23 protein-coding genes are annotated in these 25,171 nt (G+C 72.3%); 19 read left to right on the top strand and 4 right to left on the bottom strand.

Annotated features, from left to right (window positions below):
* The first annotated feature begins 282 nt into the window (after nucleotides 1-282).
* Nucleotides 283-2,646, top strand: coding sequence for a chitinase C-terminal domain-containing protein (locus ACFVU7_RS26365; protein WP_388047548.1), 2,364 nt, complete (start codon nucleotides 283-285; stop codon nucleotides 2,644-2,646).
* 101 nt (nucleotides 2,647-2,747) lie between these two features.
* Here the strand turns inward: ACFVU7_RS26365 and bcp are convergent, their stop codons facing one another.
* Entirely contained in the window at nucleotides 2,748-3,221 is a 474-nt protein-coding gene (bcp, locus tag ACFVU7_RS26370; protein ID WP_049655699.1) for a thioredoxin-dependent thiol peroxidase, read from the bottom strand.
* 166 nt (nucleotides 3,222-3,387) lie between these two features.
* Here bcp and ACFVU7_RS26375 point away from each other — a divergent pair, with 166 nt between their 5' ends.
* From ACFVU7_RS26375 to ACFVU7_RS26385, 3 genes are all read left to right on the top strand, one after another.
* Nucleotides 3,388-3,729 carry a DUF3618 domain-containing protein gene (locus ACFVU7_RS26375; protein ID WP_049655697.1) on the top strand — a complete coding sequence of 114 codons (342 nt, stop codon included), beginning with the start codon at nucleotides 3,388-3,390 and terminating at the stop codon, nucleotides 3,727-3,729.
* Nucleotides 3,730-3,964: 235 nt separating this feature from the next.
* On the top strand, nucleotides 3,965-4,267 hold the full coding sequence (locus ACFVU7_RS26380; protein WP_049655715.1) for a co-chaperone GroES: 303 nt from the start codon (nucleotides 3,965-3,967) through the stop codon (nucleotides 4,265-4,267).
* Between the two features lie 137 nt (nucleotides 4,268-4,404).
* On the top strand, nucleotides 4,405-5,574 hold the full coding sequence (locus ACFVU7_RS26385; RefSeq protein WP_388047422.1) for a winged helix DNA-binding domain-containing protein: 1,170 nt from the start codon (nucleotides 4,405-4,407) through the stop codon (nucleotides 5,572-5,574).
* A gap of 19 nt (nucleotides 5,575-5,593) precedes the next feature.
* Here the strand turns inward: ACFVU7_RS26385 and ACFVU7_RS26390 are convergent, their stop codons facing one another.
* Nucleotides 5,594-7,939: a transglycosylase domain-containing protein gene (locus ACFVU7_RS26390; protein WP_388047423.1), complete on the bottom strand. Its 2,346-nt coding sequence runs from the start codon at nucleotides 7,937-7,939 to the stop codon at nucleotides 5,594-5,596.
* Between the two features lie 273 nt (nucleotides 7,940-8,212).
* On the opposite strand from ACFVU7_RS26390, the gene ACFVU7_RS26395 reads away from it, so the two are divergent.
* The 14 genes from ACFVU7_RS26395 (at nucleotide 8,213) to ACFVU7_RS26460 (ending at nucleotide 21,649) form a co-directional block, all read left to right on the top strand.
* Nucleotides 8,213-9,010, top strand: a complete 798-nt coding sequence (locus tag ACFVU7_RS26395; RefSeq protein WP_074005053.1) for an ABC-2 family transporter protein — start codon at nucleotides 8,213-8,215, stop codon at nucleotides 9,008-9,010.
* Nucleotides 9,003-9,881 (top strand): ABC transporter permease, encoded by an 879-nt coding sequence (locus tag ACFVU7_RS26400; protein ID WP_388047425.1) that lies wholly within the window; start codon nucleotides 9,003-9,005, stop codon nucleotides 9,879-9,881. Before ACFVU7_RS26395 ends, ACFVU7_RS26400 begins: the two co-directional genes overlap by 8 nt.
* A 41-nt stretch (nucleotides 9,882-9,922) precedes the next feature.
* The gene (locus ACFVU7_RS26405; protein ID WP_074005054.1) at nucleotides 9,923-10,885 is read left to right on the top strand and encodes an ATP-binding cassette domain-containing protein; all 963 of its coding nucleotides are present in this window, start codon (nucleotides 9,923-9,925) and stop codon (nucleotides 10,883-10,885) included.
* A 169-nt stretch (nucleotides 10,886-11,054) separates the two neighbouring features.
* Nucleotides 11,055-12,293, top strand: coding sequence for a glycosyltransferase (locus ACFVU7_RS26410; RefSeq protein ID WP_053111993.1), 1,239 nt, complete (start codon nucleotides 11,055-11,057; stop codon nucleotides 12,291-12,293).
* A 2-nt stretch (nucleotides 12,294-12,295) separates the two neighbouring features.
* Nucleotides 12,296-13,591 carry a nucleotide sugar dehydrogenase gene (locus ACFVU7_RS26415; RefSeq protein WP_049650311.1) on the top strand — a complete coding sequence of 432 codons (1,296 nt, stop codon included), beginning with the start codon at nucleotides 12,296-12,298 and terminating at the stop codon, nucleotides 13,589-13,591.
* Nucleotides 13,592-13,682: 91 nt separating this feature from the next.
* Nucleotides 13,683-14,978 (top strand): DUF445 domain-containing protein, encoded by a 1,296-nt coding sequence (locus ACFVU7_RS26420; RefSeq protein WP_259316613.1) that lies wholly within the window; start codon nucleotides 13,683-13,685, stop codon nucleotides 14,976-14,978.
* Between the two features lie 135 nt (nucleotides 14,979-15,113).
* Nucleotides 15,114-16,154 carry an adenosine deaminase gene (locus ACFVU7_RS26425; RefSeq protein WP_369808275.1) on the top strand — a complete coding sequence of 347 codons (1,041 nt, stop codon included), beginning with the start codon at nucleotides 15,114-15,116 and terminating at the stop codon, nucleotides 16,152-16,154.
* Between the two features lie 178 nt (nucleotides 16,155-16,332).
* The gene (locus ACFVU7_RS26430; RefSeq protein ID WP_388047426.1) at nucleotides 16,333-16,905 is read left to right on the top strand and encodes a toxin-antitoxin system HicB family antitoxin; all 573 of its coding nucleotides are present in this window, start codon (nucleotides 16,333-16,335) and stop codon (nucleotides 16,903-16,905) included.
* Between the two features lie 108 nt (nucleotides 16,906-17,013).
* Nucleotides 17,014-17,853: a DUF4097 family beta strand repeat-containing protein gene (locus tag ACFVU7_RS26435; protein ID WP_049650301.1), complete on the top strand. Its 840-nt coding sequence runs from the start codon at nucleotides 17,014-17,016 to the stop codon at nucleotides 17,851-17,853.
* A complete protein-coding gene (locus ACFVU7_RS26440) occupies nucleotides 17,853-18,824 on the top strand; it encodes an ATP-binding cassette domain-containing protein (protein WP_388047550.1) in 972 nt (323 codons plus the stop codon). The genes ACFVU7_RS26435 and ACFVU7_RS26440 overlap by 1 nt, the downstream gene beginning before the upstream one ends.
* A gap of 26 nt (nucleotides 18,825-18,850) precedes the next feature.
* Nucleotides 18,851-19,624 (top strand): ABC transporter permease, encoded by a 774-nt coding sequence (locus ACFVU7_RS26445; protein ID WP_259316612.1) that lies wholly within the window; start codon nucleotides 18,851-18,853, stop codon nucleotides 19,622-19,624.
* Between the two features lie 140 nt (nucleotides 19,625-19,764).
* Nucleotides 19,765-20,355, top strand: coding sequence for a hypothetical protein (locus ACFVU7_RS26450; RefSeq protein ID WP_049650298.1), 591 nt, complete (start codon nucleotides 19,765-19,767; stop codon nucleotides 20,353-20,355).
* Between the two features lie 83 nt (nucleotides 20,356-20,438).
* Nucleotides 20,439-21,002, top strand: coding sequence for a hypothetical protein (locus ACFVU7_RS26455; protein WP_388047428.1), 564 nt, complete (start codon nucleotides 20,439-20,441; stop codon nucleotides 21,000-21,002).
* A gap of 56 nt (nucleotides 21,003-21,058) precedes the next feature.
* The gene (locus tag ACFVU7_RS26460; RefSeq protein WP_388047429.1) at nucleotides 21,059-21,649 is read left to right on the top strand and encodes a hypothetical protein; all 591 of its coding nucleotides are present in this window, start codon (nucleotides 21,059-21,061) and stop codon (nucleotides 21,647-21,649) included.
* A 65-nt stretch (nucleotides 21,650-21,714) separates the two neighbouring features.
* On the opposite strand, the gene ACFVU7_RS26465 is transcribed toward ACFVU7_RS26460, so the two are convergent.
* On the bottom strand, nucleotides 21,715-22,113 hold the full coding sequence (locus ACFVU7_RS26465; RefSeq protein WP_198959475.1) for a hypothetical protein: 399 nt from the start codon (nucleotides 22,111-22,113) through the stop codon (nucleotides 21,715-21,717).
* 388 nt (nucleotides 22,114-22,501) lie between these two features.
* On the opposite strand from ACFVU7_RS26465, the gene ACFVU7_RS26470 reads away from it, so the two are divergent.
* On the top strand, nucleotides 22,502-23,008 hold the full coding sequence (locus ACFVU7_RS26470; RefSeq protein WP_380743791.1) for an RICIN domain-containing protein: 507 nt from the start codon (nucleotides 22,502-22,504) through the stop codon (nucleotides 23,006-23,008).
* A 107-nt stretch (nucleotides 23,009-23,115) separates the two neighbouring features.
* On the opposite strand, the gene ACFVU7_RS26475 is transcribed toward ACFVU7_RS26470, so the two are convergent.
* Complete coding sequence (locus tag ACFVU7_RS26475) at nucleotides 23,116-24,651, bottom strand: ricin-type beta-trefoil lectin domain protein (protein WP_388047431.1); 1,536 nt, start codon at nucleotides 24,649-24,651, stop codon at nucleotides 23,116-23,118.
* Nucleotides 24,652-25,171: the final 520 nt, after the last annotated feature.

Genomic DNA, 25,171 nt, shown 5'->3' on the forward strand with positions numbered 1-25,171 from the left:
TGACTGGATGTCGCGCGCTTCCGACCTGTGATGTTTGGCTGTTGATTACCAATTGGTACAGACCTATTGACCTATGTGGTTCAGACCACATAGCTTCTCCGCCAATTGCAACCCCCACGTGCGTGCTCCCCCACAGGCACGCGCCGACACTCTCTCCTGGAGGACCGAGTGTTGATCCGAAACACGGCGGAGCGGCGTCCCACCGCCGCGCACCGCCGGAAGAGCCCGGCGGCCCGCGCCGGTGTGGCCTCGCTCGCGGCGGCCTCGTTGGCCGGACTGCTGATGGCGACGCTGGGTGCGGCGCCCTCGCAGGCGTCGGCGGCCGTCGACAACGCGGCCTGTCGGCCCGACGGCCTGTACCAGACGCCCGGCGTGGACGTCCCGTACTGCTCCGTCTACGACACCAGCGGGCGCGAGAAGATGGGCGCGGACCACCAGCGCCGCATCATCGGCTACTTCACCGGCTGGCGCACCGGCAAGAACGGCGACGCCCCGTACCTGGCGACCGACATCCCCTGGGACAAGGTCACCCACCTCAACTACGCCTTCGGCCACGTCGGCGGCGACAACAAGCTCTCGGTCGGCACCGACGGCCCGACCAACGAGGCCACCGGGATCTCCTTCCCCGGCGTCCCCGGTGCCGAGCTGGACCCGAGCCTTCCGTACAAGGGCCACTTCAACCTGCTGACGAAGTTCAAGAAGCAGTACCCGAACGTCAAGACCCTGATCTCGGTGGGCGGTTGGACCGAGACCGGCGGCTACTTCGGGGACGACGGCAAGCGCGTCAACTCCGGCGGCTTCTACTCGATGACCGTCAACCCGGACGGCAGCGTCAACCAGGCCGGCATCGACACCTTCGCCGCCTCCTCGGTCGACTTCATCCGCAAGTACGGCTTCAACGGCGTCGACGTCGACTACGAGTACCCGACCTCGATGAAGGACGCCGGCAACCCGCTGGACTGGCAGCTCGCCAACGGCAAGCGCGGTTCGCTGGCCAAGGGCTACGCGGCGCTGATGAAGACCCTGCGCGAGAGCCTGGACAAGGCCGGCGCCGCCGACGGCAGGCACTACCTGCTGTCGGTCGCCGCCCCGTCCTCCGGCTACCTGCTGCGCGGCATGGAGACCTTCCAGGTGGCGAAGTACCTGGACTACGTCAACATCATGTCGTACGACCTGCACGGCGCCTGGAACAAGTACGTCGGCCCGAACGCCTCGCTGTACGACGACGGCAAGGACGGCGAGCTGGCCGCCGCCAACGTCTACGGCACCGGGCAGTACGGGGGCATCGGCTACCTGAACGCCGACTGGTCGTACCACTACTTCCGCGGCTCGATGCCCGGCGGCCGGATCAACGTCGGCCTGCCGTACTACACCCGCGGCTTCAAGAACGTGCAGGGCGGCACCAACGGCCTCTGGGGCACCGCCTCGGCGACCACCTGCCCGGCCGGCTCCGGCCTGACGGCCTGCGGTGACGGCGCGGTCGGCATCGACAACATCTGGAACGACAAGGACGACGCGGGCAAGGAGTCCCCGGCCGGGTCGAACCCGATGTGGCACGCCAAGAACCTGGAGAAGGGCATCCTGCCCGACTACCTGGCCAAGTACGGCGTCTCCGACACCGCGCTGCAGGGCACCTACACCCGCAACTACAGCTCCGCGCTGGTGGCGCCGTGGCTGTGGAACGACGCCAAGAAGGTGTTCCTCTCCACCGAGGACGAGCAGTCGGTGGGCGCCAAGGCGGACTACATCGTCAACCAGGGCGCCGGCGGCGCGATGATCTGGGAGCTCGCGGGCGACTACAAGTGGGACGCGGCCGCCAACGGCGGCAAGGGCGAGTACGTGCCCGGTTCGACGCTGACCTCGCTGATGTACGACAAGTTCAAGTCGGCGGCCCCGTACGGCGCGGTCCGCGCGACGACCGCGCTGCCGCAGCAGACCCTGCCGATCGACGTGTCGTTCACCAACTTCGCGCTGGGCGACTCGAACTACCCGATCAACCCGAAGCTGCACATCGTCAACAACTCGACGCTGACCCTGCCGGGCGGCACCGAGTTCCAGTTCGACTACGGCAACTCGGCCCCGGGCAACGCCAAGGACCAGTCCGGCTTCGGCCTCCAGGTCATCAAGCAGGACAACCCGGGCCCGGGCAACGTGGGCGGCCTGAAGGGCACCTACAACCGGGTGTCGGTCAAGCTGCCGGGCTGGCAGTCGCTGGCGCCGGGCGCCTCGATCGACATGGACTTCGTCTACTACCTGCCGGTGTCCACGCCGTCGAACTGGACGGTCAACGTGGGCGGCACGCTGTACGGGATCAAGGGCGACCTGACCCGCGGCGCGGTGGACGGCGGCACGCCGACCCCGACCCCGACCCCGACGCCGTCGCAGACGGCCACCCCGACGCCGACCCCCACGGGCACGCCGACCGGCACGCCGACGGCCACCCCGACCGGGACGCCGACGCCGACCGCGACCCCGACCTCGGGCACCTGCGCGGCCGCCCCGAGCTGGGACGCCGGCACCACCTACGCGACGCCCACCAAGGTCTCGTGGAAGGGCCACTACTACCAGAACAAGTGGTGGACCAAGGGCGACGACCCCGCGGCCAGCGGCTCGTGGGGCGTCTGGAGCGACCTCGGGACCTGCTGATCAGGGCGGTCCGCTGAGGTGAGGACGGCGGTGGCGGTGCACCCGGTCGGGGGGTGTGCCGCCACCGCTTCGTCGTACCGGCCGTGCTTACGCGCCGACGCTTACGCGCCGACCTTGAGGTCGCGCAGCAGCTTGGCGACGTGGCCGGTGGCCCGCACGTTGTAGAACGCGTGCTCGACCTTGCCGTGCTCGTCCACGACGATCGTGGAGCGGATGACGCCCAGGTACGTGCGGCCGTAGTTCTGCTTCTCGCCGAAGGCGGCGTACGCCTCCAGCACCTCCTTGTCCGGGTCGGACAGCAGGGTGACCTTGAGGTTCTCGGCCTCGCGGAACTTGCCGAGCTTCTCCGGCTTGTCCGGGGAGATGCCGATGACGTCGTAGCCGGCGTCCGCGAGGACCTCCAGGTTGTCGGTGAAGTCGCAGGCCTGCTTGGTGCAGCCGGGCGTCAGGGCGGCGGGGTAGAAGTAGACGATGACCTTGCGGCCCGCGTGGTCGGCGAGGGACACCTGATTGCCGTCGGCGTCGGACAGGCTGAAGGCGGGCGCGGTGTCGCCGGGCTGGAGACGCTCACTCACGGTCGTACTCTCCTGGATGCTGGGACGGGCGGTCGTACCACGGCAAACTTACCTCCGATGGTGGGTGGGGCCGCGCGACCGTGTGCGGCAGCTGACACACTGGGTCAGTCGCACCGATCGCAGGGATCGGATGGAACAACATCGGCGAGTGAATGGGGTGGCCCGAGTGGGCGAGGCGAGCACGCAGGACAAGTCGGCGCGGACGACCGCCCAGATCGAGGCGGACATCGAGCGGACGCGTGACCGGCTGGCGTCGACCCTGGACGAGCTGGCCGTCCGCGTCCACCCGAGCACGGTGACCGCCCAGGTCAAGGCCAAGGCGGTGGCCGCCGTCGAGGAGAAGACCGCCCGGGCGTACGTGGCCGCCAGCGGCGTGGTGGAGAAGGTCCGGGCGCAGTTCGTGGACGAGAAGGGGCAGCCGCGCCGCGAGCGGATCGTCCCGGCGGCGCTGGTCGGCGTGGGCCTGGTGCTGCTGGTCGCCTCGGCGCGCAAGCGCCGCAAGGGCTGAGCGCACAGCGGGACGGCGGGGCCGGGCGCGACGGGTGCCCGGCCTTTCGCGTGCCCGGGCTTCCGGGTGCCCGGCGCTCCGCCTGCCGGGCCTTCCGGATACCGGGCCAGCGTCACGCCCCGCGCCCGGGGGAGGTACCTTCGGGACCGTGAGTACGAACCACGAACCGACGCGCTCCGACGACGCGCAGGAGCCCGCCCGCCACGACCGGCTCGGCGAGAAGCTGCCGATCCGGATGCTGCACGACCGCGTGCTGGTGCGGATCGAGGGCGGCGAGGGCGAGCGCCGTTCGACCGGCGGCATCCTGATCCCGGCCACGGCGGAGCTGTCCAAGCGCTGTACCTGGGCGGAGGCCGTCGCGGTGGGCCAGAGCGTGCGCTCGGTGGAGCCCGGCGACCGGGTGCTGTACGACCCGGAGGACAAGCTGGAGGTCGAGGTCCGCGGCGCCACCTACGTGCTGCTGCGCGAGCGCGACCTGCACGCCGTCGCCGCCACCCGCTTCGGTGACACGGAGGGCTCGACCGGGCTGTACCTGTGACGGTCTGATCCGTTCCGTGCCCTGAGGTGCCCCCGACCCGGGTCGGGGGCACCGTGCTTTCGCGGCGGGGGTCCGCGACATGGCGGTCCGCCGCGGGGATCGGGGGCGTTGTCGGTGCCGCGCGCTAGGGTCCCGGCATGAGTGTGCCGGTGATCGGGGACGGGGAGCGTCGGGCCAGGCTGGGGCGGCGTCAGCTGCTGGCGCCGTCGGTGCGGGCGGCGCGGGTGGAGGATGTGGCCGACGCGGTGGTCGGGCTGCACGCGACGGACGCGGCCACGGTGTACCTGTCGGCCTGCGCGCGGCTGGCCGAGCCCTCGGCGGCGGAGGTGGACCGGGCGCTGTACGAGGACGTCTCGCTGGTGAAGCTGCTGTCGATGCGGCGGACGATCTTCGCGGTGACGGAGGGCCTGGCCCCGTACGTGAGTTCGGCGGCGGCGCGGGCGATCGCGGCGAAGGAGCGGGCGACGCTGCTGAAGCACCTGCGGGACCACGCCGAGGGCTGGGACGAGGCCCGGCTGGCGGAGGCGGAGCGCGAGGTGCTGGCCGCGCTGGCCGGGCGCGGCGAGGCGACGACCAAGGAACTCTCCGAGGACGTACCGCAGTTGCGCGAGACGATGCTGATGTCGGCGGGCAAGGCGTACGAGGCGCGGCAGAGCGTGGGCAGCCGGCTGCTGCGGCTGCTGGCCTCGGACGGGCACGTGCGCCGCTGCCGTCCGCGCGGGTCGTGGCTGAGCAGCAGCTACCCGTGGGCGCTGGTGCCGCAGTGGCCGGAGGTGCCGGTGCGGGAGGCGAAGGCCGAGGTGGTGCGGCGCTGGCTGGCGGCGTACGGGCCGGCGACGGTCGAGGACGTGAAGTGGTGGACGGGCTGGACGCTGGGGGACGTCCGCCGGGCGCTGGCCGATCTCGGGGCGCTGGACGTGGCGTTGGCCGGCGGGGCGCCCGCCCTGGTGCTGCCGGGGGACGAGGGGCCGGTGGCGGAGCCGGAGCCGTGGGCGGCGCTGCTGCCCGCGCTGGACCCGGCGGTGATGGGCTGGCGCGGGCGGGACTGGTACCTGCGGCCGGAGGACGTGCCGGCGCTGTTCGACCGGGCGGGCAACGCCGGGCCGACGGTGTGGTGGTGCGGCGAGGTGGTGGGCGGCTGGACGCAGCGCGCGGACGGCGAGGTGGTGTGGCGGTTGTTCCGGGGGGCCGGGGCGGAGGCGGAGCGGGCGGTCGCGGCGGAGGCGGAGCGGTTGGCGGGCTGGCTGGGCGGGGTGCGGGTGACGCCGCGGTTCCGCACCCCGCTGGAGAAGGAGCTCAGGGGCTGACCGGGAGCCGATCGGGGGCTCAGGGCGTCGGGGGCGGCGGCACCGGGTGGCTCGCGGGGCCGCCGGTGGCGCTGGGCAGGGCCGTGGGGCGGGTCGGCTGGACCAGGGTGGGCTTCGGGGTGGGGCTGGGCTGCTCCGGGTCGGTGGTCGTCGGCCTGGTGGCCTGCGGGCTGGGGGTGTTGGGGCCGGTGGGGGGCTGGCCGGTGGCGGCGGGGGCGCTGGGCGTGTGGCCCGCGGGAGTGCCGGGGGCCGGGTCGGTGGTGGCGGGTTCGCCGCCGGCGGCCGGGGCGGTGGTCGGGGCGGTGGCGCTGGGGCTGCTGCTAGCGGACACGCCGGGCCAGGGGGTGGCGGTGGTGGCGCCGTGTCCGGTCCGGAGGTCGAAGTCCTGGGTGGGGGTGCCGTCGAGGGCGGCGGCGGTGTAGGCGGTCCAGATCCGGGTGGGGAAGGCGCCGCCGTTGATCCGGCTGAGTCCGGCGGTGCCGGCCAGCGGTTCCTTGGCGTGGGTCTTCGGGTTCTCCCGGAACAGGCCGACGGTGGTGGCGAGTTCGGGGGTGTAGCCGGCGAACCAGGCGGAGAGGTTGGAGTCGGTGGTGCCGGTCTTGCCGGCGGCGGGGCGGCCGAGGTCGAGGGCGGCGGCGCCGGTGCCGCGCGGGCTGATGACGTCGCGCAGCACGTCGGTGACGGAGTCGGCGATCTCCCGGTCGAGGGCGTCGGTGGGGTTGTGCTCGGGCATCTTGGGGACGTCGACGGCGCCGCCGGGGTTGACGCGTTCGAGTTTGAGGACGGACCAGGGGGTGTGCGCCTGGCCGTGGTCGGCGAGGGTGGCGTAGGCGCCGGCCAGGTCGAGGGCGCTGGGGGTGGCGGTGCCGAGGGTCATCGAGGTGTTGGCCGGGTCCATGCCGCGGACGCTGTCGGGGATGCCGAGTCTGACGGCGGTCTCCCGGACGCGGGCGAGTCCGGCGTCCACACCCTCCTGGGCGTACACGGAGTTGACGGACTTCACCATGGCGTAGCGCAGGGTGATGTTGCCGTAGTCGACGCCGTCCTCGTTGGGCGGGGCGTAGGGAGTGGGGCCGCCGGTGACGGGGCGTTCGCTGGTGCCGTCGTAGCGGGACTCGGTGGTGATCGGGCGGCCGTCGAGGTCGTGCTGGGCGACCAGGCCGGCGGCGAGGTCGATGGGCTTGAAGGTGGAGCCGATCTGGTTGTCCTGGCGCAGCGCGTCGTTGTAGGGCTGCTTGGCGTAGTCGGGGCCGCCGTAGACGGCGACGACCCGGCCGGTGGCGGGTTCGACGGAGGCGCCGGCGACCCGGACGTCGGTGTCGGTGGTGGGGCGGGCCTGGGGGTCGAGTTCGCCGGTGAGCTGCTCCTGGACGGCCTTGGCGAAGGCGTCCTGCCGGGGCTTGTCGAAGGTGGTGGTGATGCGCCAGCCGCCGGCCTTGAGGGTGGCGGCGTCGATGGTGCCGGAGGAGACGAGGTAGTCGTCGGCGACGCCGACCAGGTAGCCGGCCTGGCCGGCGAGGCCGGTGGCGGGCTGGGGGTCGATCGGGTCGGGGAAGGTGGTGGCGGCGCGGTCGGCGGGGGTGAGGAAGCCGAGTTGGACCATGCCGTCGAGGGCGTAGTTCCAGCGGGCGACGGCCTTCTCGCGGTTGGCGGGGGTGGCGGTCTTGACGTCGTAGAGGCTGGGGGCCTGGAGCAGGGAGGCGAGGTAGGCGCCCTGGCCGAGGGTGAGTTGGGAGACGTCGACGCCGTAGTAGGCGTGGGCGGCGCTCTGGATGCCGTAGGCGCCGCGGCCGAAGTAGCTGCTGTTGAGGTAGCCGGCGAGGATCTCGCGCTTGTCGCGCTGCTGGTCGACCTTGAGGGCGATGAGCAGTTCGCGGCCCTTGCGCTCGATGGTGCGGTCCTGGGTGAGGTAGTAGTTCTTGACGTACTGCTGGGTGATGGTGGAGCCGCCCTGCATGCCCTTGCCGAGCAGGGTGTTCCAGCCGGCCCGGAGCATGCCCTTCAGGTCGATGCCGCGGTTTTGGTAGAAGGTGCGGTCCTCGGCGGAGACGACGGCCTGCTGGGTCGGGAGCGGGATCTGGTCGATGGTGACGTCGGTGCGGTTGACGGCGCCGGTGCGGGCGATCTCGGTGGTGCCGTCGGCGTAGAGGTAGATGTTGTTCTGGGCGACGGCGTGGGCGTTGGGGTCGGGCACCGGGACGATGACGTAGAGCACGGCGAAGCCGCCGGCGGCGAGCAGGAGCAGCGCGGTGAGGGTGCCGAGGGTGATCCGCCAGGTGGGCAGGAGCCGGCGCCAGAGCGGGAGGGCACGGCGGGCCTCGCGGCGGGCGGCCCGTTTGGCCTGGCGGCGGGTGCTCAAGGTCATGCCGAGATTATCTGCTATTTGACGTCGGCTCAGGTCGGAAAAACCGGGTGCGGGTGGTGCGGGCCGGAGGTACGGTGAAAGGTGAAAACCGCATAGCGCACCGACTTTTCGGCGCACTGGCCTTCCAGTGCACCGGCTTTCCGGCGCACCGACTTCCGCAGCTCCGCCCGCCAGGCCCGGCACCCCCCGGGTACGGCCGGTCGGAGCCGTTGGGGCGTGCGCGGATGTCGGGGGGCGCCTCCCTCTGCCCATATTTGTCGACAAGGAGACAATATGCTCTACGCCGCCGTTGCCCGCGGCGCCTTCCGCCGCTACTCCACCTACCGGGCCGCCACCGTGGCCGGCACCTTCACCAACACCGTCTTCGGCATCATCCTGGCCTCCTCCTTCCTCGCCCTCTGGCAGGCCCGCCCCGGCCTCGGCGGCTACGACCAGAGCCAGGCCGTCACGTACATCTGGGTCAGCCAGAGCCTGCTGGTCACCGTCGCGGTGTGGGGCGGCGGCTTCCAGGACGACCTCCAGGACCGCTTCCGCAGCGGCGACATCGCCGTCGACCTCTACCGCCCGGTCGACTTCCAGGGCTGGTGGCTGGCCTCCGACCTCGGCCGGGCCGGCTTCCAGGCGCTGGTGCGCGGCACCGTGCCGATGCTGATCGGCGCGCTGGTGTTCCGCATCCGGCTGCCCGAACACCCGCTGACCTGGGCGTTCTTCCTGCTCTCGGCGCTGCTCGCGGTGATCGTCAGCTTCGGGCTGCGGTTCCTGGTCTCGATCACCGGCTTCTGGCTGCACGACTCGGAGGGGGTGCGCTCGGTGATGCTGGTGGTCTCGATGTTCTTCTCCGGGATGCTGCTGCCGGTCGCGCTGTTCCCCGGCTGGCTCGGCGACCTCGGCCGGGTGCTGCCCTGGTCGGCCCTGGTGAACGTCCCCACCGACGTCTTCCTGGAGCGGACCGGCGGCGCCGCGCTGCTCGGGGCGCTCGGCTTCCAGCTCGGCTGGGCGGCGGTGCTGCTCGCCGCCGGGCGGGGCGCCCAGTGGCTGGCCACCCGCAGGGTGGTGGTGCAGGGTGGCTGAGCAGTTCGTGCGACAGCCCCTCGGGCCCCGCGACTCCCTCGGGCACCAGGAGTCCTTCGGGCCCCGCACCGCCTGGGCGCTGCGCTCCTGGTGGCTCTGCGCCCGCATGTGGATGCGCTCGATGATGGCCTACCGGGCCTCCTTCGCCCTGAACCTGGTGGCCAGCCTGGTCACCCACTCCCTCGACTTCGTGGTGCTGGTGATCATGTTCCGGCACACCGACCGGCTCGGCGGCTGGAGCCTGCCGGAGACCGCCTTCCTCTACGCCACCGCGGCCTTCTCGCTCGGCACGGCCAACCTGCTGGTCGGCTCGGCCGAGGGCCTGGGCGCGCGGATCCGGAGCGGCTCGCTGGACACCATGCTGATCCGGCCCGCGCCCGCGCTCTCCCAGCTGTGCGCGGAGCGCTTCACGCTGCGCCGGCTCGGCCGCCCGCTCCAGGCCGTCGCCGTGCTGGTCTGGTCGCTGACCGCCCTGGACGTGCACTGGACCTGGGACCGGGTGCTGCTGGTGCCCGTCCTGCTGCTCTGCGGCACCGTCATCTTCGGCGCGGTCTACGTCGGCGGCGCCACCGTCCAGTTCTGGTGGGGCGAGTCCAAGGAGATCCAGAACTCCTTCACCTACGGCGGCGCGACCCTGCTGCACTACCCGCCGACGATCTTCGCCAAGGAGCTGGTCGCCGCGGTGGTCTTCGGCGTCCCGCTGGCCTTCGTCAACTGGCTGCCCACGCTGCGCATCCTCGACCGGCCCGACCCGCTCGGCCTGCCCACCGCCTTCCAGTTCGCCTCCCCGGTGGCCGCCGCGGTCTGCGTCCTCGCCGCCGGACTCGCCTGGCGGGCCGGGCTGCGCGCCTACCGCGGCACCGGCAGCTGAACCCCCGCCGCTTCGCTTCGCTTCGCTTCGTGAGGAACCCCATGGCACTGATCGAACTGCAGGACGTCCACCGCACCTTCACCGTGCGGACCCGCACCGGCCGGTTCAGCCGGGCCAGGCGCGAGGTCCGCGCGGTGGACGGGCTCGGCTTCACCGTCGAGGCCGGCGAGTGCGTCGGCTACATCGGGCCCAACGGGGCCGGCAAGTCCACCACCATCAAGATGCTCACCGGCATCCTCGTCCCCAGCTCCGGACGGCTGCGGGTGGCCGGGGTCGACCCGGCCCGGGAGCGCGTCGCGCTGGCCCGCCGGATCGGCGTCGTCTTCGGCCAGCGCACCACCCTCTGGTGGGACCTGCCGCTGCGCGACTCCTTCGAGCTCGCCCGCCGGATCTACCGGATCCCGGACGCCCGGTACCGCGAGAACCTCGACCGCTGCGTCGAACTGCTCGACCTCGGCGGGCTGTTGGACACCCCGGTGCGCCAGCTCTCGCTCGGCCAGCGGATGCGCGGCGACCTCGCGGCGGCGCTGCTGCACGACCCCCGGGTGCTCTACCTGGACGAGCCGACCATCGGCCTGGACGTGGTCAGCAAGGGCCGGGTGCGGGAGTTCCTGCGCGAGGTCAACCGGGACCGGGGCACCACCGTGCTGCTCACCACCCACGACCTGACCGACATCGAGCAGCTCTGCGGCCGGGTGATGGTGATCGACCACGGCCGGCTGGTGTACGACGGCGGGCTGGAGGGGCTGCACGCCACCGGCCGCAGCGAGCGGACGCTGGTGGTGGACCTCGCGCAGGAACTCGGGCACCCGGTCGAGGTGCCCGGGGCCCGGGTCACCCGGGTCGAGGGGTCGCGCCAGTGGCTGGCCTTCCCGGCCCAGGAGAGCGCCGCGCCGATCGTGGCGGCGGTCGCCGCGCGCTACCCGCTGGTGGACCTGTCGGTGCGCGAGCCGGCCATCGAGGACGTGATCGCCCGGATGTACGCGGAGGTCGCGATCGGCTGACGGGTGCCGGGTCCTGGTTCGCCTTCCCGGCCGTCGCTCACCCGTGCGACGGCCGGGGGTGCGTTCGGTTCCTAGTCACCGGTGTGGGTGATCGTCGTGACCCCCGGCCCCCACCGTGAGTTGACCCGGCATCACTCGCCGATGTCCGGAACCGGAGGCCCGCCACCCGATGGCCGTACCCGACGTGACCGTGGTGGTCGCGGTCTACAACACCATGCCGTACCTCACCGCCTGCCTGGACTCGCTGGTCGGGCAGTCCCTGGCGCCGGGGCGGCTGGAGGTGGTGGCGGTGGACGACGGCTCCACGGACGGCGGCGGGGAGCTGCTGGACGAGTACGCCGCCCGCCACCCCGGGCTGTTCACGGTGGTGCACCAGTCCAACTCGGGCGGCCCGGCCGGCCCGACCAACCGTGGCCTGGAGCTGGCCCGCGGCCGCTACGTGCTGTTCCTCGGCGCGGACGACTGGCTCGGCGAGGAGGCGCTGGAACGGCTGGTCACGGCCGCCGACGCCTGGGGCTCGGACGTGGTGGTGCCCAAGCAGGTCGGGGTGAACGGGCGGCTGGTGCCGCAGGGGATCTTCCACGCCGACGCCGAGTCGGTGGGCTTCGCCGACTCCGCGCTGGCCTGGGCGCTGGCCGACACCAAGCTGTTCCGGCTCGACCTCGTCCGGCGCCACGGGCTGCGCCGCGACGAGGGGTTGAAGGTCTTCTCGGACCAGCCGTTCACCCTGGAGGCCTGCCTGCGGGCGGCCAGGGTGTCCGTCCTCGCCTCCTACGACTGCTACTTCCTGGTGCTGCGCGAGGACCGGGGCAACGTCACCGAGCGGGCCGGGGTGCTGGACCGGCTGCGCGGGATCGCCGCGCTGCAGCAGGTGGCCGTCGAACTGGCCGAGCCGGGCGAGGAGTTGGACGCCATCCGGGCCCGAAGCTTCGGCTGGGACGTGCCCCGGCTGCTGCGGGAGGGCTTCCTGCTGCTGACCGCGGACATGCAGGAGCGGGTGTGCGTCGAGACCGCCCGGCTGGTCGAGCGGTTCGGCGCCCGCGAGGTGTACCACCGGCTGCCGGTCGCCGAGCGGGTGCGGCTCGAACTCGCCTGCGCGGTACGGCCGGAGGCGCTGCGCGACCAGGTCCGCTACGAGGCGGCGCACGGCGATCCGCCGGTGGTGGTGGACGGACGGCGGCAGTACGCGGGCTACCCGGCGTTCCGGGACGCCCGGCTCGGTCTGCCGGACGAGCTGTTCCTGCTGCGGGAGGAGGCGGCGGTGGCGGAGGTCGAGGCGGCCGCCGGGCCGCTGGACCTGGCGCGGCAGCTGTGGCGCGGTCTCGTCCCGGAGCAGGTGCGGCGCGGGCTGCGGAGGAACCCGGCGTGGCGCCGGCTGGCCGACTCGGTGAACGGAGGACGGGGATGAGCCTGGACGTCTGCGTGGTCGGGCTGGGCAAGCTGGGCCTGCCACTGGCGGTGCAGTTCGCGCTGAAGGGCCACCGGGTGACCGGCGCGGACATCGCGCCGGGCGTGGTGGACAGCGTCAACCGGGGCGTGCCGCCGTTCCCCCGGGAGGCGGGCCTGGACCAGGCGCTCAAGCGGGTCGTCGCCGAGGGCCTGCTGCGGGCCACCACCGACACCGCGGCCGCGGTCGCCCGGGCCGAGGCCGTCGTCGTGGTCGTCCCGCTGGTCACCGCCGCCGACGGCAGCCCGGACTTCGCCCTGCTGGACGCGGCCACCGACGCCGTCGCGGCCGGGCTGCGCCGGGGCACCCTGGTCAGCTACGAGACCACCCTGCCGGTCGGCACCACCAGGGAGCGCTGGGCGCCGCGGCTGTCGGCCCGGTCGGGGCTCGCGGCCGGGACGGACTTCGCGCTGGTGTTCAGCCCGGAGCGGGTCCGTACCGGACGGGTCTTCGCCGACCTGCGGCGCTACCCCAAGCTGGTCGGCGGCCTGGACGCGTCCTCCACCCGGCGCGGCGCCGAGTTCTACCGGGCGGTGCTGGACTTCGACCCGCGCCCCGACCTGCCCCGGCCCAACGGCGTCTGGGAGCTGGCCTCGGTGGAGGCGGCCGAGTTCAGCAAGCTCGCCGAGACGACGTACCGGGACGTGAACATCGCGCTGGCCAACCAGTTCGCCCGCTACGCGGACGAGGTCGGGGTGGACTTCGCGGAGATCGCCGACGCCTGCAACTCGCAGCCGTACAGCCACCTGCACCGGCCGGGCATCGCGGTCGGCGGGCACTGCATCCCGGTGTACCCGCGGCTGTACCTGTGGAACGACCCGGGGGCGACGGTGGTCCGGGCGGCGCGCGAGGCCAACCTGGCGGTGCCGGGGTACGCGGTGGGCGTGCTGGCGGGCGCGGTGCCGGGCGGGATCGCCGGGCAGGGCGTGCTGGTGCTCGGCGCCTCGTACCGGGGCGGGGTCAAGGAGACGGCGTACTCCGGGGTGTTCCCGCTGGTCGAGGCGGTGCGGTCGGCGGGCGCGCGGCCGTACGTCAGCGACCCGCTGTACGAGGCGGAGGAGCTGGCGGCGCTCGGGCTGCCGCCGTACGGCGGGGAGCCGGTGGTGGCGGCGGTGCTGCAGGCGGACCACCCGGAGTACCGGGACCTGGCGCCGGTGGACCTGCCCGGGGTTCGGGTGCTGCTGGACGGGCGGCGGTGCACGGACCCGAAGCGCTGGGCGGGCGCGGAGGTGCGGCGGATGGTGCTGGGCGGGGAGTGAGGCCCCTCCTCGCCCGGCCCCGTGAGGCCCCCGGGGCGCGTGATCGCGATGCGCGCCCCCGTCCGCGCCGGGCAACGGGCAGACTGGCGGGGTGAGTGACGATGCCTTCAGCGGGACCGGCCCCGGAGTCCGGTTCACCGCGGCCGACGAGGAGAAGAGACGCGGCGTCCGCCGGATGAAGACCATCGCGACCGGCCTGCTGGCCTTCGCGACCCTGGTCTTCGCCCTGGCCACCTGGGCCAAGGCGGCCGGCGCCGGCCCCTGGGCGGGGTACGTGGCGGCCGCCGCCGAAGCGGGCATGGTCGGCGCGCTGGCCGACTGGTTCGCGGTGACCGCGCTGTTCCGCCGGCCGTTCGGCCTGCCGATCCCGCACACCGCGATCATCCCGACCAAGAAGGACGCCTTCGGCCGCTCGCTCGGCGACTTCGTCGGCGAGAACTTCCTCTCCGGCCACGTGGTCCGCGGCCGCCTGGCGGCGCTCGGCATCGGCCGCCGGCTGGGGGAGTGGCTGGCCGCGCCGGGCAGCGCCGAGCGGGTCACCAAGGAGGCCTCGGCGGCGCTCCGCGGCCTGCTCGCGGTGCTCCGCGACGACGACGTGCGGGCGGTGGTCGCCGAGGCGGTGACCAGGCGGGCCGCGGCCACCTCGGTGGCCGAGCCGATGGGCCGGATGCTCGGCAAGGTGGTCGCGGACGGCGGGCACCACGGGGTGGTGGACCTGGTCGCCGTCCGGGCGCACGGCTGGCTGACCACCAACCACGAGGAGGTGGTCCAGAAGGTCACCCAGAAGACCCCGGGCTGGACGCCCAGGTTCATCGACCACCAGGTCGGCGAGCGGGTCTACAAGGAGCTGATGCGCTTCGTCACCGAGATCCGGGACGACCCGGACCACCCGGCCCGCGGCGCGATCGACAACTTCCTCGCCGACTTCGCGACCGAGCTGCAGACCGACCCGGAGACCATCGCCCGGGTCGAGCGGGCCAAGGGCGAACTGCTGGCCCGCCCCGAGGTGCAGGACCTGATCAACTCCACCTGGGCGGCCGTGCGCACCCTGGTGATGGGCGCGGCCGAGGACGAGGACAGCGAACTGCGCCGGCGCATCCGCGACGGCGTGCGCCGCTTCGGCGAGCGCCTGGCCACCGACCCCAAGCTCCAGGCCAAGGTGGACGGCTGGCTCCAGGACGCCGCCCAGTACCTGGTCGACACCTACCGCACCGAGATCACCTCGCTGATCTCCGAGACGGTGGCGGGCTGGGACGCCGACGACGCCTCCCGCAAGATCGAGGCCAACGTCGGCCGCGACCTCCAGTTCATCCGGATCAACGGCACCGTGGTCGGCGCCCTGGCCGGGCTGCTGATCCACACCGTGGCGGTCGCGCTCGGGGGGTGATCCGGGGACGGCGCCCCCGGCGTGGGCCTATCCTGGGCCGAACTTCGCGATACGCGCGTAGAAGCACGGAGAAGGAAGAAGGGAACCACCGTGGTCCAGCCGGACGGAAGTCGGATCGTCCCCCACACCAGCCGGATCGGCTCCACCGACCGGAGCATCGAGGCGTTCATCGCCGGGATGCCCAAGGCGGAGCTGCACGTCCACCACGTCGGCTCGGCCTCGCCGCGCGTCGTCGCGGAGCTGGCCGCCCGGTACGCCGGGAACTCCAAGGTGCCGACCGACCCGGCGGCGCTCGCCGAGTACTTCACCTTCACCGACTTCGCGCACTTCATCGAGGTCTACCTCAGCGTGGTGGACCTGGTCCGGGACGCCGAGGACGTCCGCGCGCTCACCTACGGCGTGGCCGAGGACATGGCCCGGCAGAACATCCGGTACGCCGAGCTGACCATCACCCCGTACTCCTCGGTCCGCCGGGGCATCCCCGAGGTCGCCTTCATGGAGGCGATCGAGGACGCCCGGCTGCGCGCCGAGAAGGAGCTCGGCGTGGTGCTGCGCTGGTGCTTCGACATCCCGGGCGAGGCCGGGCTGCGGTCCGCCGAGGAGACCGCCCGGCTGGCCACCGAGCTGGGCCCCGAGGGCCTGGTCAGCTTCGGCCTGGGCGGCCCGGAGATCGGCGTGCCGCGCCCGCAGTTCAAGCCGTACTTCGACCGGGCCCGGGCGGCCGGCCTGCACAGCGTGCCGCACGCGGGCGAGACCACCGGGCCGGAGACGGTCTGGGACGCGATCCGGATGCTCGGCGCCGAGCGCATCGGGCACGGCACCCAGGCGGTGAAGGACCCGGCGCTGCTCGACTACCTGGGCGAGCACCGCATCCCGCTGGAGGTCTGCCCGACCTCCAACATCGCCACCCGGGCCGTGGAGCGGATCGAGGACCACCCGATCAAGCGGATGGTGGACGCCGGACTGCTGGTGACGGTCAACAGCGACGACCCGCCGATGTTCGGCACCGACCTCAACACCGAGTACGCGGTGGCGGCGCGGCTGCTGGGCCTGGACGAGGCCGGGGTGGCGGGGCTGGCCCGCAACGCCGTCGAGGCCTCCTTCCTGGACGGGGCGGGCAAGACCCGGCTGACCGGGGAGATCGACGCCTACCTGGCGGGCTGGCAGCAGGCCTGACCTTCCCGCGGTCCGCGTTTCCCCTGGTGAACCGCCCCGCCGACCCCCTCGTTCCCGGGGGTCGGCGGGGCGGTTCCGTGTTCCGGTGCGGGTCGGCGCCACCGCCGTTCGGGTGATGGCGCCACAGTGGTGCCATAAATGCTCGACATGGCGCCACCGCTGTGCCATGCTTACGGCCATGGACCTCACGCCATATGTGGAAAACCTCCGGAACGAGCTCGCGGTGGCCGCCGCCACCGGCGGGGACGAAGCCCGCGCGCTGGCCGAGCGGCTGACGCTCCCGCTGGAGTCGGCCGTGCGGCTCACCCTGCTCAACGCGCTGTCGGCGGCCATGGGCGAGGTCACCCGCGACCTCGCCCCCGGCTCGGTGGACGTGCGCCTGCGCGGACTCGACCCGGAGTTCGTGGTGACGGCGCCGCCCGGATCGGATGCCTTCCACGGCGATATGGCGCCACCGTCGGCGCCGGTGGCACCAGTCGTGCCGCCCGTGGTGCCACCGGTGGTGCCTCCGGTGGCGCCGGAGTCGGACGAGACGGGCACCGCCCGGATCAACCTCCGGCTGCCCGCCCACCTCAAGGCCCGGGCGGAGGAGGCCGCCGTCGAGGCCGGCCTCTCGCTCAACGCCTGGCTGGTCCGGGCCCTGGCCGGCGCCCTGGAGGGCGGTGAGCCGGCCCGCCGGCCGGTCGCCGACCCGGGCAGCCGGGTCCCGCGCAGCATGGGCGGCCAGGGCTTCACCGGCTGGGTCCACTGACAGCTCCGTAGCGTCCGCAGCACCTCCCGCACCACCTTCTGCACCTTCGACGTCACCCCCGCTCCGACCAGCGGGGACACCCACACGAGTCAAGAGGACGGGACAGCCATGCCTACGTACGAGACCGACGGACCGATCTCCGCCATCCTCGAGTTCGACATCGGCTCGGTCTGGATCAAGGCGAGCAAGCGCACCGACGCCGTGGTCGAGGTCCGGCCCGCCAACCCGGCCAAGGAGGCGGACGTCAAGGCCGCCGAGCAGACCCAGGTCGACTTCTCGGGTGGCCGGCTCGGCATCAAGGCGCCCAAGCAGCGCTCCGTCTTCAGCGGCAAGAAGGGCGCGGTCGAGATCCTGGTCGAGCTGCCGGTCGGCTCCGAGGTCCACAGCGAGTCCCCGATGGCCGAGTTCGTCACCGAGGGGGCGCTCGGCGCCTGCCGGCTGAAGACCTCGCTCGGCCGGATCCAGGTCGAGCACGCCGACAGCGCCCGGCTCGACAGCGGCTTCGGGGACATCCGGCTCGGGGGGACGGCCTGGGACGCCGAGGTCTCCGGAGCCGGCCGGATCGAGATCGGCTCCGTCGGCGGCCGGCTGACGGTCAAGAACAGCAGCGGCGACACCGAGATCGACGAGGTCCGCGGCGAGCTGCACGCCAACGCCTCCAACGGGCGGATCCACGTCGGCCAGGCCGAGGGGAACGTGACCGCCAAGTCGGCGCACGGCCACATCCGGGTCGGCCGGGTGGTCCGCGGCCAGGTCACCCTGCAGACCAGCGTGGGGGACGTGGAGGTCGGCATCGCGGAGGGCACGGCGGCCTGGCTCGACGTGCACAGCAAGGTCGGCGGCGTCCGCAACGACCTCGGCCCCACCAAGGGCCCGGGCGACGCGGTGGAGACGGTCGAGGTCCGCGGCCGCACCCAGGTCGGCAACGTCATCGTCCGGCGGGCGTGATGGCGGCGAACGCGGCGGCCCCGGCGGACGTGGCGGTCCGTTCGCTCCCGGCGGTCTCGGCGACGGGGCTCACCAAGTCCTACGGGGACAAGGCGGTCCTGCGGGGCATCGACCTGGAGATCCCGGCGGGCAGCGTGTTCGCCCTGCTCGGGCCCAACGGCGCCGGCAAGACCACCACCGTGCAGATCCTCTCCACCCTGATCCCCGCCGACGGCGGCTCGGCCCGGGTGGCCGGGCACGACGTGGAACGCGAGGCCGACGGGGTGCGGAAGGCGATCGGGGTGACGGGCCAGTTCTCCGCGGTGGACAACCTGCTCACCGCCGAGGAGAACCTGCTGCTGATGGCCGACCTCAACCACCTCCGCCGTCGGGAGGGGCGGAGGCGGGCCGAGGAGCTGCTGCGGCGCTTCGACCTCACCGAGGCGTCCCGCGAGGCCGTCGCCACCTTCTCCGGCGGCATGCGGCGCAAGCTCGACCTCGCGATGACCCTGGTCGGGGACCCGAGGGTGATCTTCCTGGACGAGCCGACCACCGGGCTGGACCCGCGCAGCCGGCGCACCATGTGGGAGATCATCCGGAGCCTGGTCGCCGACCACGGGGTGACGATCTTCCTCACCACCCAGTACCTGGAGGAGGCCGACCAACTCGCCGACCGGATAGCCGTCCTGGACGGCGGCCGGATCGTCGCCGAGGGCACGGCCGAGGAGCTGAAGCGGTACGCCCCCGGCGGGCGGATCCGGCTCCGGTTCGCCGACGCCGGCTCGCTGGCCACCGCCGCCGCCCTGTTCCCGTACGCCACGGCCGACACCGAGGCGCTGCGGCTGGAGATCCCGGGGGACAACTCTGTCCTCACGGTGAAGGCCGTGCTGGACGCCCTCGACAACGCGTCCGTGCAGGCCGAGTCGCTGGTCGTGGAGACGGCCGACCTGGACGACGTGTTCCTGCAACTGACCGGGGAGGGCTCGCGATGAGCACGGCCACGCACACGGCCACGCGTATGGCCACCAGTACCGCCGGCCACGCGCTCGGCGACTCGCTGACCATGCTGCGCCGCAACCTCAAGCACGCGCTGCGGTACCCGTCCCTGACCTTCGCGGTCGTGGTGACGCCGGTCATGATGCTGCTGCTCTTCAACTACGCCTACGGCAGCACGCTGGGCGCCGGCATCGGCGGCGGCCACTACATCGACTACGTCACGCCCGGCATCGTGCTGATGGCGGCCACGTCCGGGGCGCTGGTCACCGCGATCGGCATCTGCACCGACATGACCGAGGGCATCGTCAACCGCTTCCGCACGATGGCGATCTCGCGCTCCGCCTTCCTGGCGGGGCACGTGGTCGGCAGCGTCATCCAGACCATGATCGGGCTGGTGCTGGTGGTCGGCACGGCCCTCGCGATGGGCTTCCGGCCCAACGCCGGACCGGTGGAGTGGCTGGCCGCGGCCGGGCTGCTGCTCTTCCTCACCATCGCCCTGACCTGGATATCGGCCGGCATCGGCCTGGTGGCCAAGACGGTCGAGAGCGCCAGCAACATGCCGATGCCGCTGCAGTTCCTGCCCTTCATCGGCAGCGCCATCGTGCCGACGGACTCCATGCCCACGGCGCTGCGCTGGTTCGCCGAGTACCAGCCCTTCACGCCCATGATCGAGACCCTGCGCGGGCTGCTGCTGGGCACCGGGATCGGCACCAGTGCCTGGATCGCCCTCGCCTGGTGCACCGCGCTGACGCTGGTCGGCTACTTCTGGTCGCGGAGCGTCTTCTACCGGCGGTGACGGGGGTACGGCCGGCGGGGCGGGTGACCAGTACGCAGTGACCAGGGGCCGGGCGGCCCGGACAGCGGAGCACCCGCCGTCCGGGCCGCCCGGCACCCCCGTAGTAAAGTCCCGGCAAAGGGCAACTCCGGGGGGAGCAAATGACGGTGACGCGCCGCGGGCAGGTCGTCTGGTGGCTCCGTGGCGCGGCGCTGGCGGCCTTCCTGGTGTACCTGCCGGGCTACTTCTCCTCCCGCCAGGGCGGGCTGGTCGAGGTCGAGCGCTGGCTGAACCACCCGGTGCTGCTGCTCGGCACGGCCGTCACCCTGGCCATGGCCTCGGCGGTGGCCCAGGTCGAGTTCCGCACCAGGTGGGCGCAGATCGGTTTCGCGGCCGTCCTGTCGCCGCTGCTCGTCATCGGGGCGGCGGTCGGCGGCCTGGCGTACGTCTTCGGCGGCGACGGCCGGCTGGTCGACCGCAAGCCCGACCCGAGCCGCTCCGACCACGTGCTGAGCGTCACCGACGTCGCCTTCTCGATCGATCCGGTCTACCGGGTGGAGCTGGTGGCCGGCAGCGGCTGGTCGGCCCGTCACTGGGGCCTAGGTACCTGGGAGGAGGACGACGGCTTCGTCAGGGCCGAGTGGTCCGGTCCGGGCCGGATCACGGTGACCTTGGAGAAGGAGATCGAGGTCTTCACCGTGGGCGAGGACGGGACGCCGGCCGGCCCGTCGTCCACGCCCCGGCCGCGGTAGCGGGCCTGTAGTAGGGTCCGCGCCAAAGTTCGGTCAAGAACCGCCGGGGGGCGAAGGTGACAGCGGTACGCCGCAGAAGGATCGTGTGGGGGCTCGGAGGGGCCGCGCTCCTGGCGCTGCTGGCCTACGCGGTGGGTCGGTACGAGTCCCGGTCGGGAGGGCTCGTGGTGGTCGAGCGCTGGCTCGACCACCCGGTCCTGCTGGTCGGGACGGCGGTCGTGCTGGTGCTGGTCTCGCTGATCGTCGAGCTGGACTTCCGTACGCCGGAGTCGCAAGTCGGCCTGGCCGGCGGCCTGGTGGCGCTGGTCCTGCTCGGGGTGCCGCTCGCGCTGTCGACGCTCGCGGCCGGGGACTCCGGGGTGCGGACCGCGCGGGAGGCCGCCCCGGGCCACCCGGACCGGGTGCTCGTCTTCACCGATGCCGCCGACTCGTTCGAGCCGGACCGCCGGGTGGAGCTGCTGACCGGCAGCGGCTGGTCGGCGCGCCACTGGTCCCTCGGTGCCAGGGGGCCGGGCGAACGCCTGCTCAGGGCCGAGTGGTCGGGCCCGGACCGGATCACGGTGACCTCGGAGAAGGAGATCCAGGTGTTCACCGTGGGCGAGGACGGGACGCCGGCCGGCCCGTCCTCCACGCCCCGGCCGCGGTAGCGGGCCTGTAGTAGGGTCCGCGCCAAAGTTCGGTCAAGAACCGCCGGGGGGCGAAGGTGACAGCGGTACGCCGCAGAAGGATCGCGTGGGGGCTCGGAGGGGCGGCGCTCCTGGCGCTGCTGGCCTACGCGGTGGGTCGGTACGAGTCCCGGTCGGGAGGGCTCGTGGTGGTCGAGCGCTGGCTCGACCACCCGGTCCTGCTGGTCGGGACGGCGGTCGTGCTGACCGCCGTCGCGTTGTACATCGGGATGGAGTTCCGGACCTGGGTGTCGCAGATCGGCTGCGCCGTCGCCATGGTGGCGCTGGTCTTCGGTGGGCCGCTGATCGCGTTCCTGGCGCTCGTGAGCGGCGAGGGGCGGACCGCGCGGACGGCCGCCCCGGGCCACCCGGACCGGGTGCTGACCATGACCAACATGGCCTCGATCGACCCGATCTACCGGGTGGAGCTGGTGGCCGGCAGCGGCTGGTCGGCCCGCCACTGGAGCATGGGGATCTGGGACACCCGGGGCGGCGACTTCGTGCGCGCCGACTGGTCCGGCCCGGACCGGATCACCATCACCGGCCGCAAGAAGCTCACGGTCTTCGACGTCCACCCGGACGGCAGCCTGAGCGCGCCCCGGGAGGAGCCCAAGCCCCCGGAGGGCTGAGGCCGGCCCGGCCCTCCCCCGAAGTCCGGGGGAGGGCCGGGGCGTTCGGGCTCAGCGGGGCGGTGTCACCACGTGTCGATGTGCATCGTGTTGGCCGCGTTGTGGATGGCGTTGTAGTGCGGGATCGACATGTCGGACCTCTTCTGGCTCGCCGGCAGGTTCTTGTCGGCGGCGCGGAACTCGTCGCGGGCCTCCGCCAGCAGGCTGACGCCGTGGGAGACCGGGACGTCCTTCGTGCCGTGCGCCGGGTGGGACTTGGCGGCCGTCTTGCTGCCGGCGTTGATCAGGGTGCCGCGGGCCTGGTTGTAGTCGGCCACCTTGATCGTCTTCGGGTTGCGGAGCTCCGCCTGCACCCCCGCGGTCGGCGGCGTCTGCTCGGCGGCCAGGGCGGCGGGGGCGGCGGCGGTGGTGAGCGCACCCGTCACGATGACGGTGGCGAGGGCGTTGCGGAGGGTCCTGTGCATGAGGGTGTCCTTCCGATAAGAAAGCATCAAGGATTTCGCGCCCGCCGTGATGATGAAACGGTCGGGATGCGAACGTCTCGGCCCTACCCCGGCCCCCGGTGGCGGAAAACCGGCTTCCGTTCCGGGAATTCGCAGAGGATGAGATCAGGCCTTTTTCTGATCATGCGCAAATAGGACTGGCGTAATGGTGAGCCGAGGGACTGCGCCGGAGGGAGGGGGAGCCCGGGCGCAACTCCGCGCTGCGGCAGACGGGGCAATGCGATTCGTGCGTTGACTCCACCCGGGTTACTTGCCGTTGCGGGGGCCCGGTGCGGGTGGTTCCCTCGGCTCCGTGGCCCTGTACGCGGTCACGGAATTCGAGGAATCACCCTCGCAGAAGGAGAAATCCTTGTTCAGCATCAAGAAGGCGGCCGCCGTCGCGACCGCCGCCCTGGCCGTCACCGGCGCGGTGGCCTCGGCCTCGCCCGCCTCGGCGGGCGAAGTGCGCGTCGGCGGCCAGGAAGTGCGCTTCTACAACGAGTCCGTGAACGGCTTCCTGGACTCCGCCAAGTACGGGACCGACGCCATCACCTGGCAGGCCAACGGCACGGTCTGGCAGGACTGGATCCTCCGCCCGACCCCCGGCGGCTACCTGATCGAGTCCAAGGGGAAGCCCGACAAGTGCCTCCAGGCGTTCGCGGAGCCCGGCACGCCGATCCCGCTCGTCGCGTGCAACCCCAACATCCCGACCCAGCAGTGGCAGATCGACCGGACGGGCGACAGGTACGTCATCGCCGAGGCCACGGACCAGGACTACGTCATCGCGGCGCAGAGCAACGGCGCCAACGTGGTGAAGGCGCTCCGTGACGACAGCCCGCGTCAGCTCTGGGACGTGGTTGCCCCCGCCGCCCCCTGAGCCTCCGGCGACACCTTCCCGCCCCCGCCGGCGGATCCGGCGGGGGCGGGTTCGTGTCCCGGGGGCTCCGGCCCACGACGGCGAACGCCGGGGCCGGGTGGTCCGGGTCAGTAGAGGTAGGTGCCCCAACGCTGTTCGGCGCGCCCGGTGCACGGTTCGATGGTGATCTGGTTGCCGTACCCGTTGTCGGTCAGGCACTTGTTCCGCTCGGCCACCGAGTAGACCTCGTACCAGCCGTCTCCCTTGCCGAAGAAGGCCCACATGCCGTTGGCGGTGGCGTCCCAGTGGTAGAGCTGGACGTCGCGGTTGTTGGAGCCGGCGAGGTTGAGGACCTGCGCGTCCCGGAGGCGGCTGGTGAGCGCGTACTGCGGGACGCCGTCGCCGGTGTCCCCCTTGCGGTCCAGCCGCCAGCCCTGGGAGGCCTCGTTCGGGTTGTGCTGGTTCCAGGCCTGGATCTTGTTGCCGTCGCCGAAGGCGCCGTTGGCGGAGTCGACCGCCCGGCCGGTGCCCTGGTTGACGAGGGTGACCCAGGAGCCGTCGGGGTGGCCGCCGCGCTGGCCGTTGTTGCCCGCGCCGTGGGTGCCGCGGTCACCGCCGCCGCTGGGGATGTCGTTGACGGTGGCGGGGAGTTCCTGCCCGCAGCCGACCTCGTACGAGGCGGTCTCGTACCAGTTGACGTCGCTCGGGGCGTTGAGCTTGACGCTGCTCCGCAGTTCGCGCTTCGCGACCCCGTTGACCGGGTTCTTGAGCGTCACCGTGTACGTCCCGGTGCTGTCGGCGTGCGCGACGCGCACGTAGAGGGCGCCCTTCCGGCCGGGGTTGACGGTCACCTGGCGCGTGCCGGTGTACTCGTTGGTGTAGGACCACTTGTGCCCGTACTGGGTCTCGATGCTCAGCGACACCTTGGTGATGAGCGAGCCCAGGATCCCCGGCGAGGTGGACAGCCCCACCGAGACGGACGTGCTGTCCTCGGAGGTCCGCGACTGCCGGAAGCTCAGGGACATGGTGTCGGCCGTGGTCTTTCCCGGGGCGCAGTTGCTGTGGGTCTCCCCGCGCTGGTAGTCGGTGAAGCCCTGGGTGTAGCTCTCGCTCCGGTAGGTGCAGTTGGCGGTGTTGTTCGGGTCGCCCGGGAAGTAGCCCTGGGCGCAGGCCTGCAGCCAGTCCTTGTCGCTGACGGCCTTGGGCCACTCGGCGTTGAACTTCTGCGCGTCGGAGTTGTTGCACCCGTACGCCCACGGCTGGACGCCCTCGGCGAAGTTGCCGTTGGGGATGTCCACGCAGAGCTTGTTGCCCTCGGTGGTGTAGATCGGCGTCCCCTTGGAGTTGTAGTACCACCAGCTCTGCGTGGGGTTCTTCCGGTTCGAGCAGGCGTCGAGGACCAGCGGCGTCTGCTGGTCCGTCCGACCGCCCTCCATGGACAGGCACTTGCCGGTCGCCTTGTTCCGGATCTGGTAGAGGCCGCCGTTCCAGTACCAGATCTGCGCGTCGGAGCCGTTGCAGGTCCACAGCTGCACCTTGGGCCCGGTGCCGTTGGACGCGTCCAGGCACAGGTCCGGCCGCTTGTCGGCGGTGAACGACAGCCACGAGGAGTCCGCTTCGGCGCTCGCGGCCGGGGCGAGGAGGCCGACGAGGCCCAGGGACATGAATAAGGCCAGGAGGGCGCTCAGGTAACGGCGGTGAGAGCGGCGCTTTTCCATGGGTTCTCCGAACTGGATGCTCGACACGGCCGGATCGCGGGCCGTGGCGTCATTGCATCGCCAGTTGGTAGACAAAAGATCAACACCGGTACGGGAGGGCCGTTGCCGTCCTCGCCGGGATGGGGAACGCGGAAGGGTCCGGCACCTGTGTGGTGCCGGACCCTTCCGACTGTGGAGCGCCAGGCCCGGGTTGCACGGACTCTTCCTACTGAAAGTAGGACGTACTCTGGTAGTACCGCTGACGCCTGGCGAGGAATCATGTTCCTCGCGACAGAAGAAAGATTAGCAGCTCAACGCCGGTGTGCCGAATCGTGGATCGGGGGCGACCGGGCCGGCGGGTGCGGCCCTTGTCACCGGGGCGGGGAATGCGAAAGGGTCCGGCACCTGTGTGGTGCCGGACCCTTCCGACTGTGGAGCGCCAGGCCCGGGTTGCACGGACTCTTCCTACTGAAAGTAGGACGTACTC

Origin of the sequence: Kitasatospora sp. NPDC058046 (assembly GCF_042885595.1) — a bacterium.
GTDB lineage: Bacteria > Actinomycetota > Actinomycetes > Streptomycetales > Streptomycetaceae > Kitasatospora.

Bases quoted from the DNA above. Each gene is read 5' to 3' on its own strand.
- ACFVU7_RS26440 (WP_388047550.1), top strand. From the start codon at position 17,853: ATGGCGGCGAACGCGGCGGCCCCGGCGGACGTGGCGGTCCGTTCGCTC.
- ACFVU7_RS26395 (WP_074005053.1), top strand. From the start codon at position 8,213: ATGCTCTACGCCGCCGTTGCCCGCGGCGCCTTCCGCCGCTACTCCACC.
- ACFVU7_RS26385 (WP_388047422.1), top strand. From the start codon at position 4,405: ATGAGTGTGCCGGTGATCGGGGACGGGGAGCGTCGGGCCAGGCTGGGG.
- ACFVU7_RS26410 (WP_053111993.1), top strand. From the start codon at position 11,055: ATGGCCGTACCCGACGTGACCGTGGTGGTCGCGGTCTACAACACCATG.
- ACFVU7_RS26475 (WP_388047431.1), bottom strand. From the start codon at position 24,651: ATGTCCCTGGGCCTCGTCGGCCTCCTCGCCCCGGCCGCGAGCGCCGAA.
- ACFVU7_RS26435 (WP_049650301.1), top strand. From the start codon at position 17,014: ATGCCTACGTACGAGACCGACGGACCGATCTCCGCCATCCTCGAGTTC.
- ACFVU7_RS26390 (WP_388047423.1), bottom strand. From the start codon at position 7,939: ATGACCTTGAGCACCCGCCGCCAGGCCAAACGGGCCGCCCGCCGCGAG.
- ACFVU7_RS26380 (WP_049655715.1), top strand. From the start codon at position 3,965: ATGCTGCACGACCGCGTGCTGGTGCGGATCGAGGGCGGCGAGGGCGAG.
- ACFVU7_RS26430 (WP_388047426.1), top strand. From the start codon at position 16,333: ATGGACCTCACGCCATATGTGGAAAACCTCCGGAACGAGCTCGCGGTG.
- ACFVU7_RS26365 (WP_388047548.1), top strand. From the start codon at position 283: ATGGCGACGCTGGGTGCGGCGCCCTCGCAGGCGTCGGCGGCCGTCGAC.
- ACFVU7_RS26405 (WP_074005054.1), top strand. From the start codon at position 9,923: ATGGCACTGATCGAACTGCAGGACGTCCACCGCACCTTCACCGTGCGG.
- ACFVU7_RS26445 (WP_259316612.1), top strand. From the start codon at position 18,851: ATGGCCACCAGTACCGCCGGCCACGCGCTCGGCGACTCGCTGACCATG.
- ACFVU7_RS26450 (WP_049650298.1), top strand. From the start codon at position 19,765: ATGACGGTGACGCGCCGCGGGCAGGTCGTCTGGTGGCTCCGTGGCGCG.
- ACFVU7_RS26465 (WP_198959475.1), bottom strand. From the start codon at position 22,113: ATGCACAGGACCCTCCGCAACGCCCTCGCCACCGTCATCGTGACGGGT.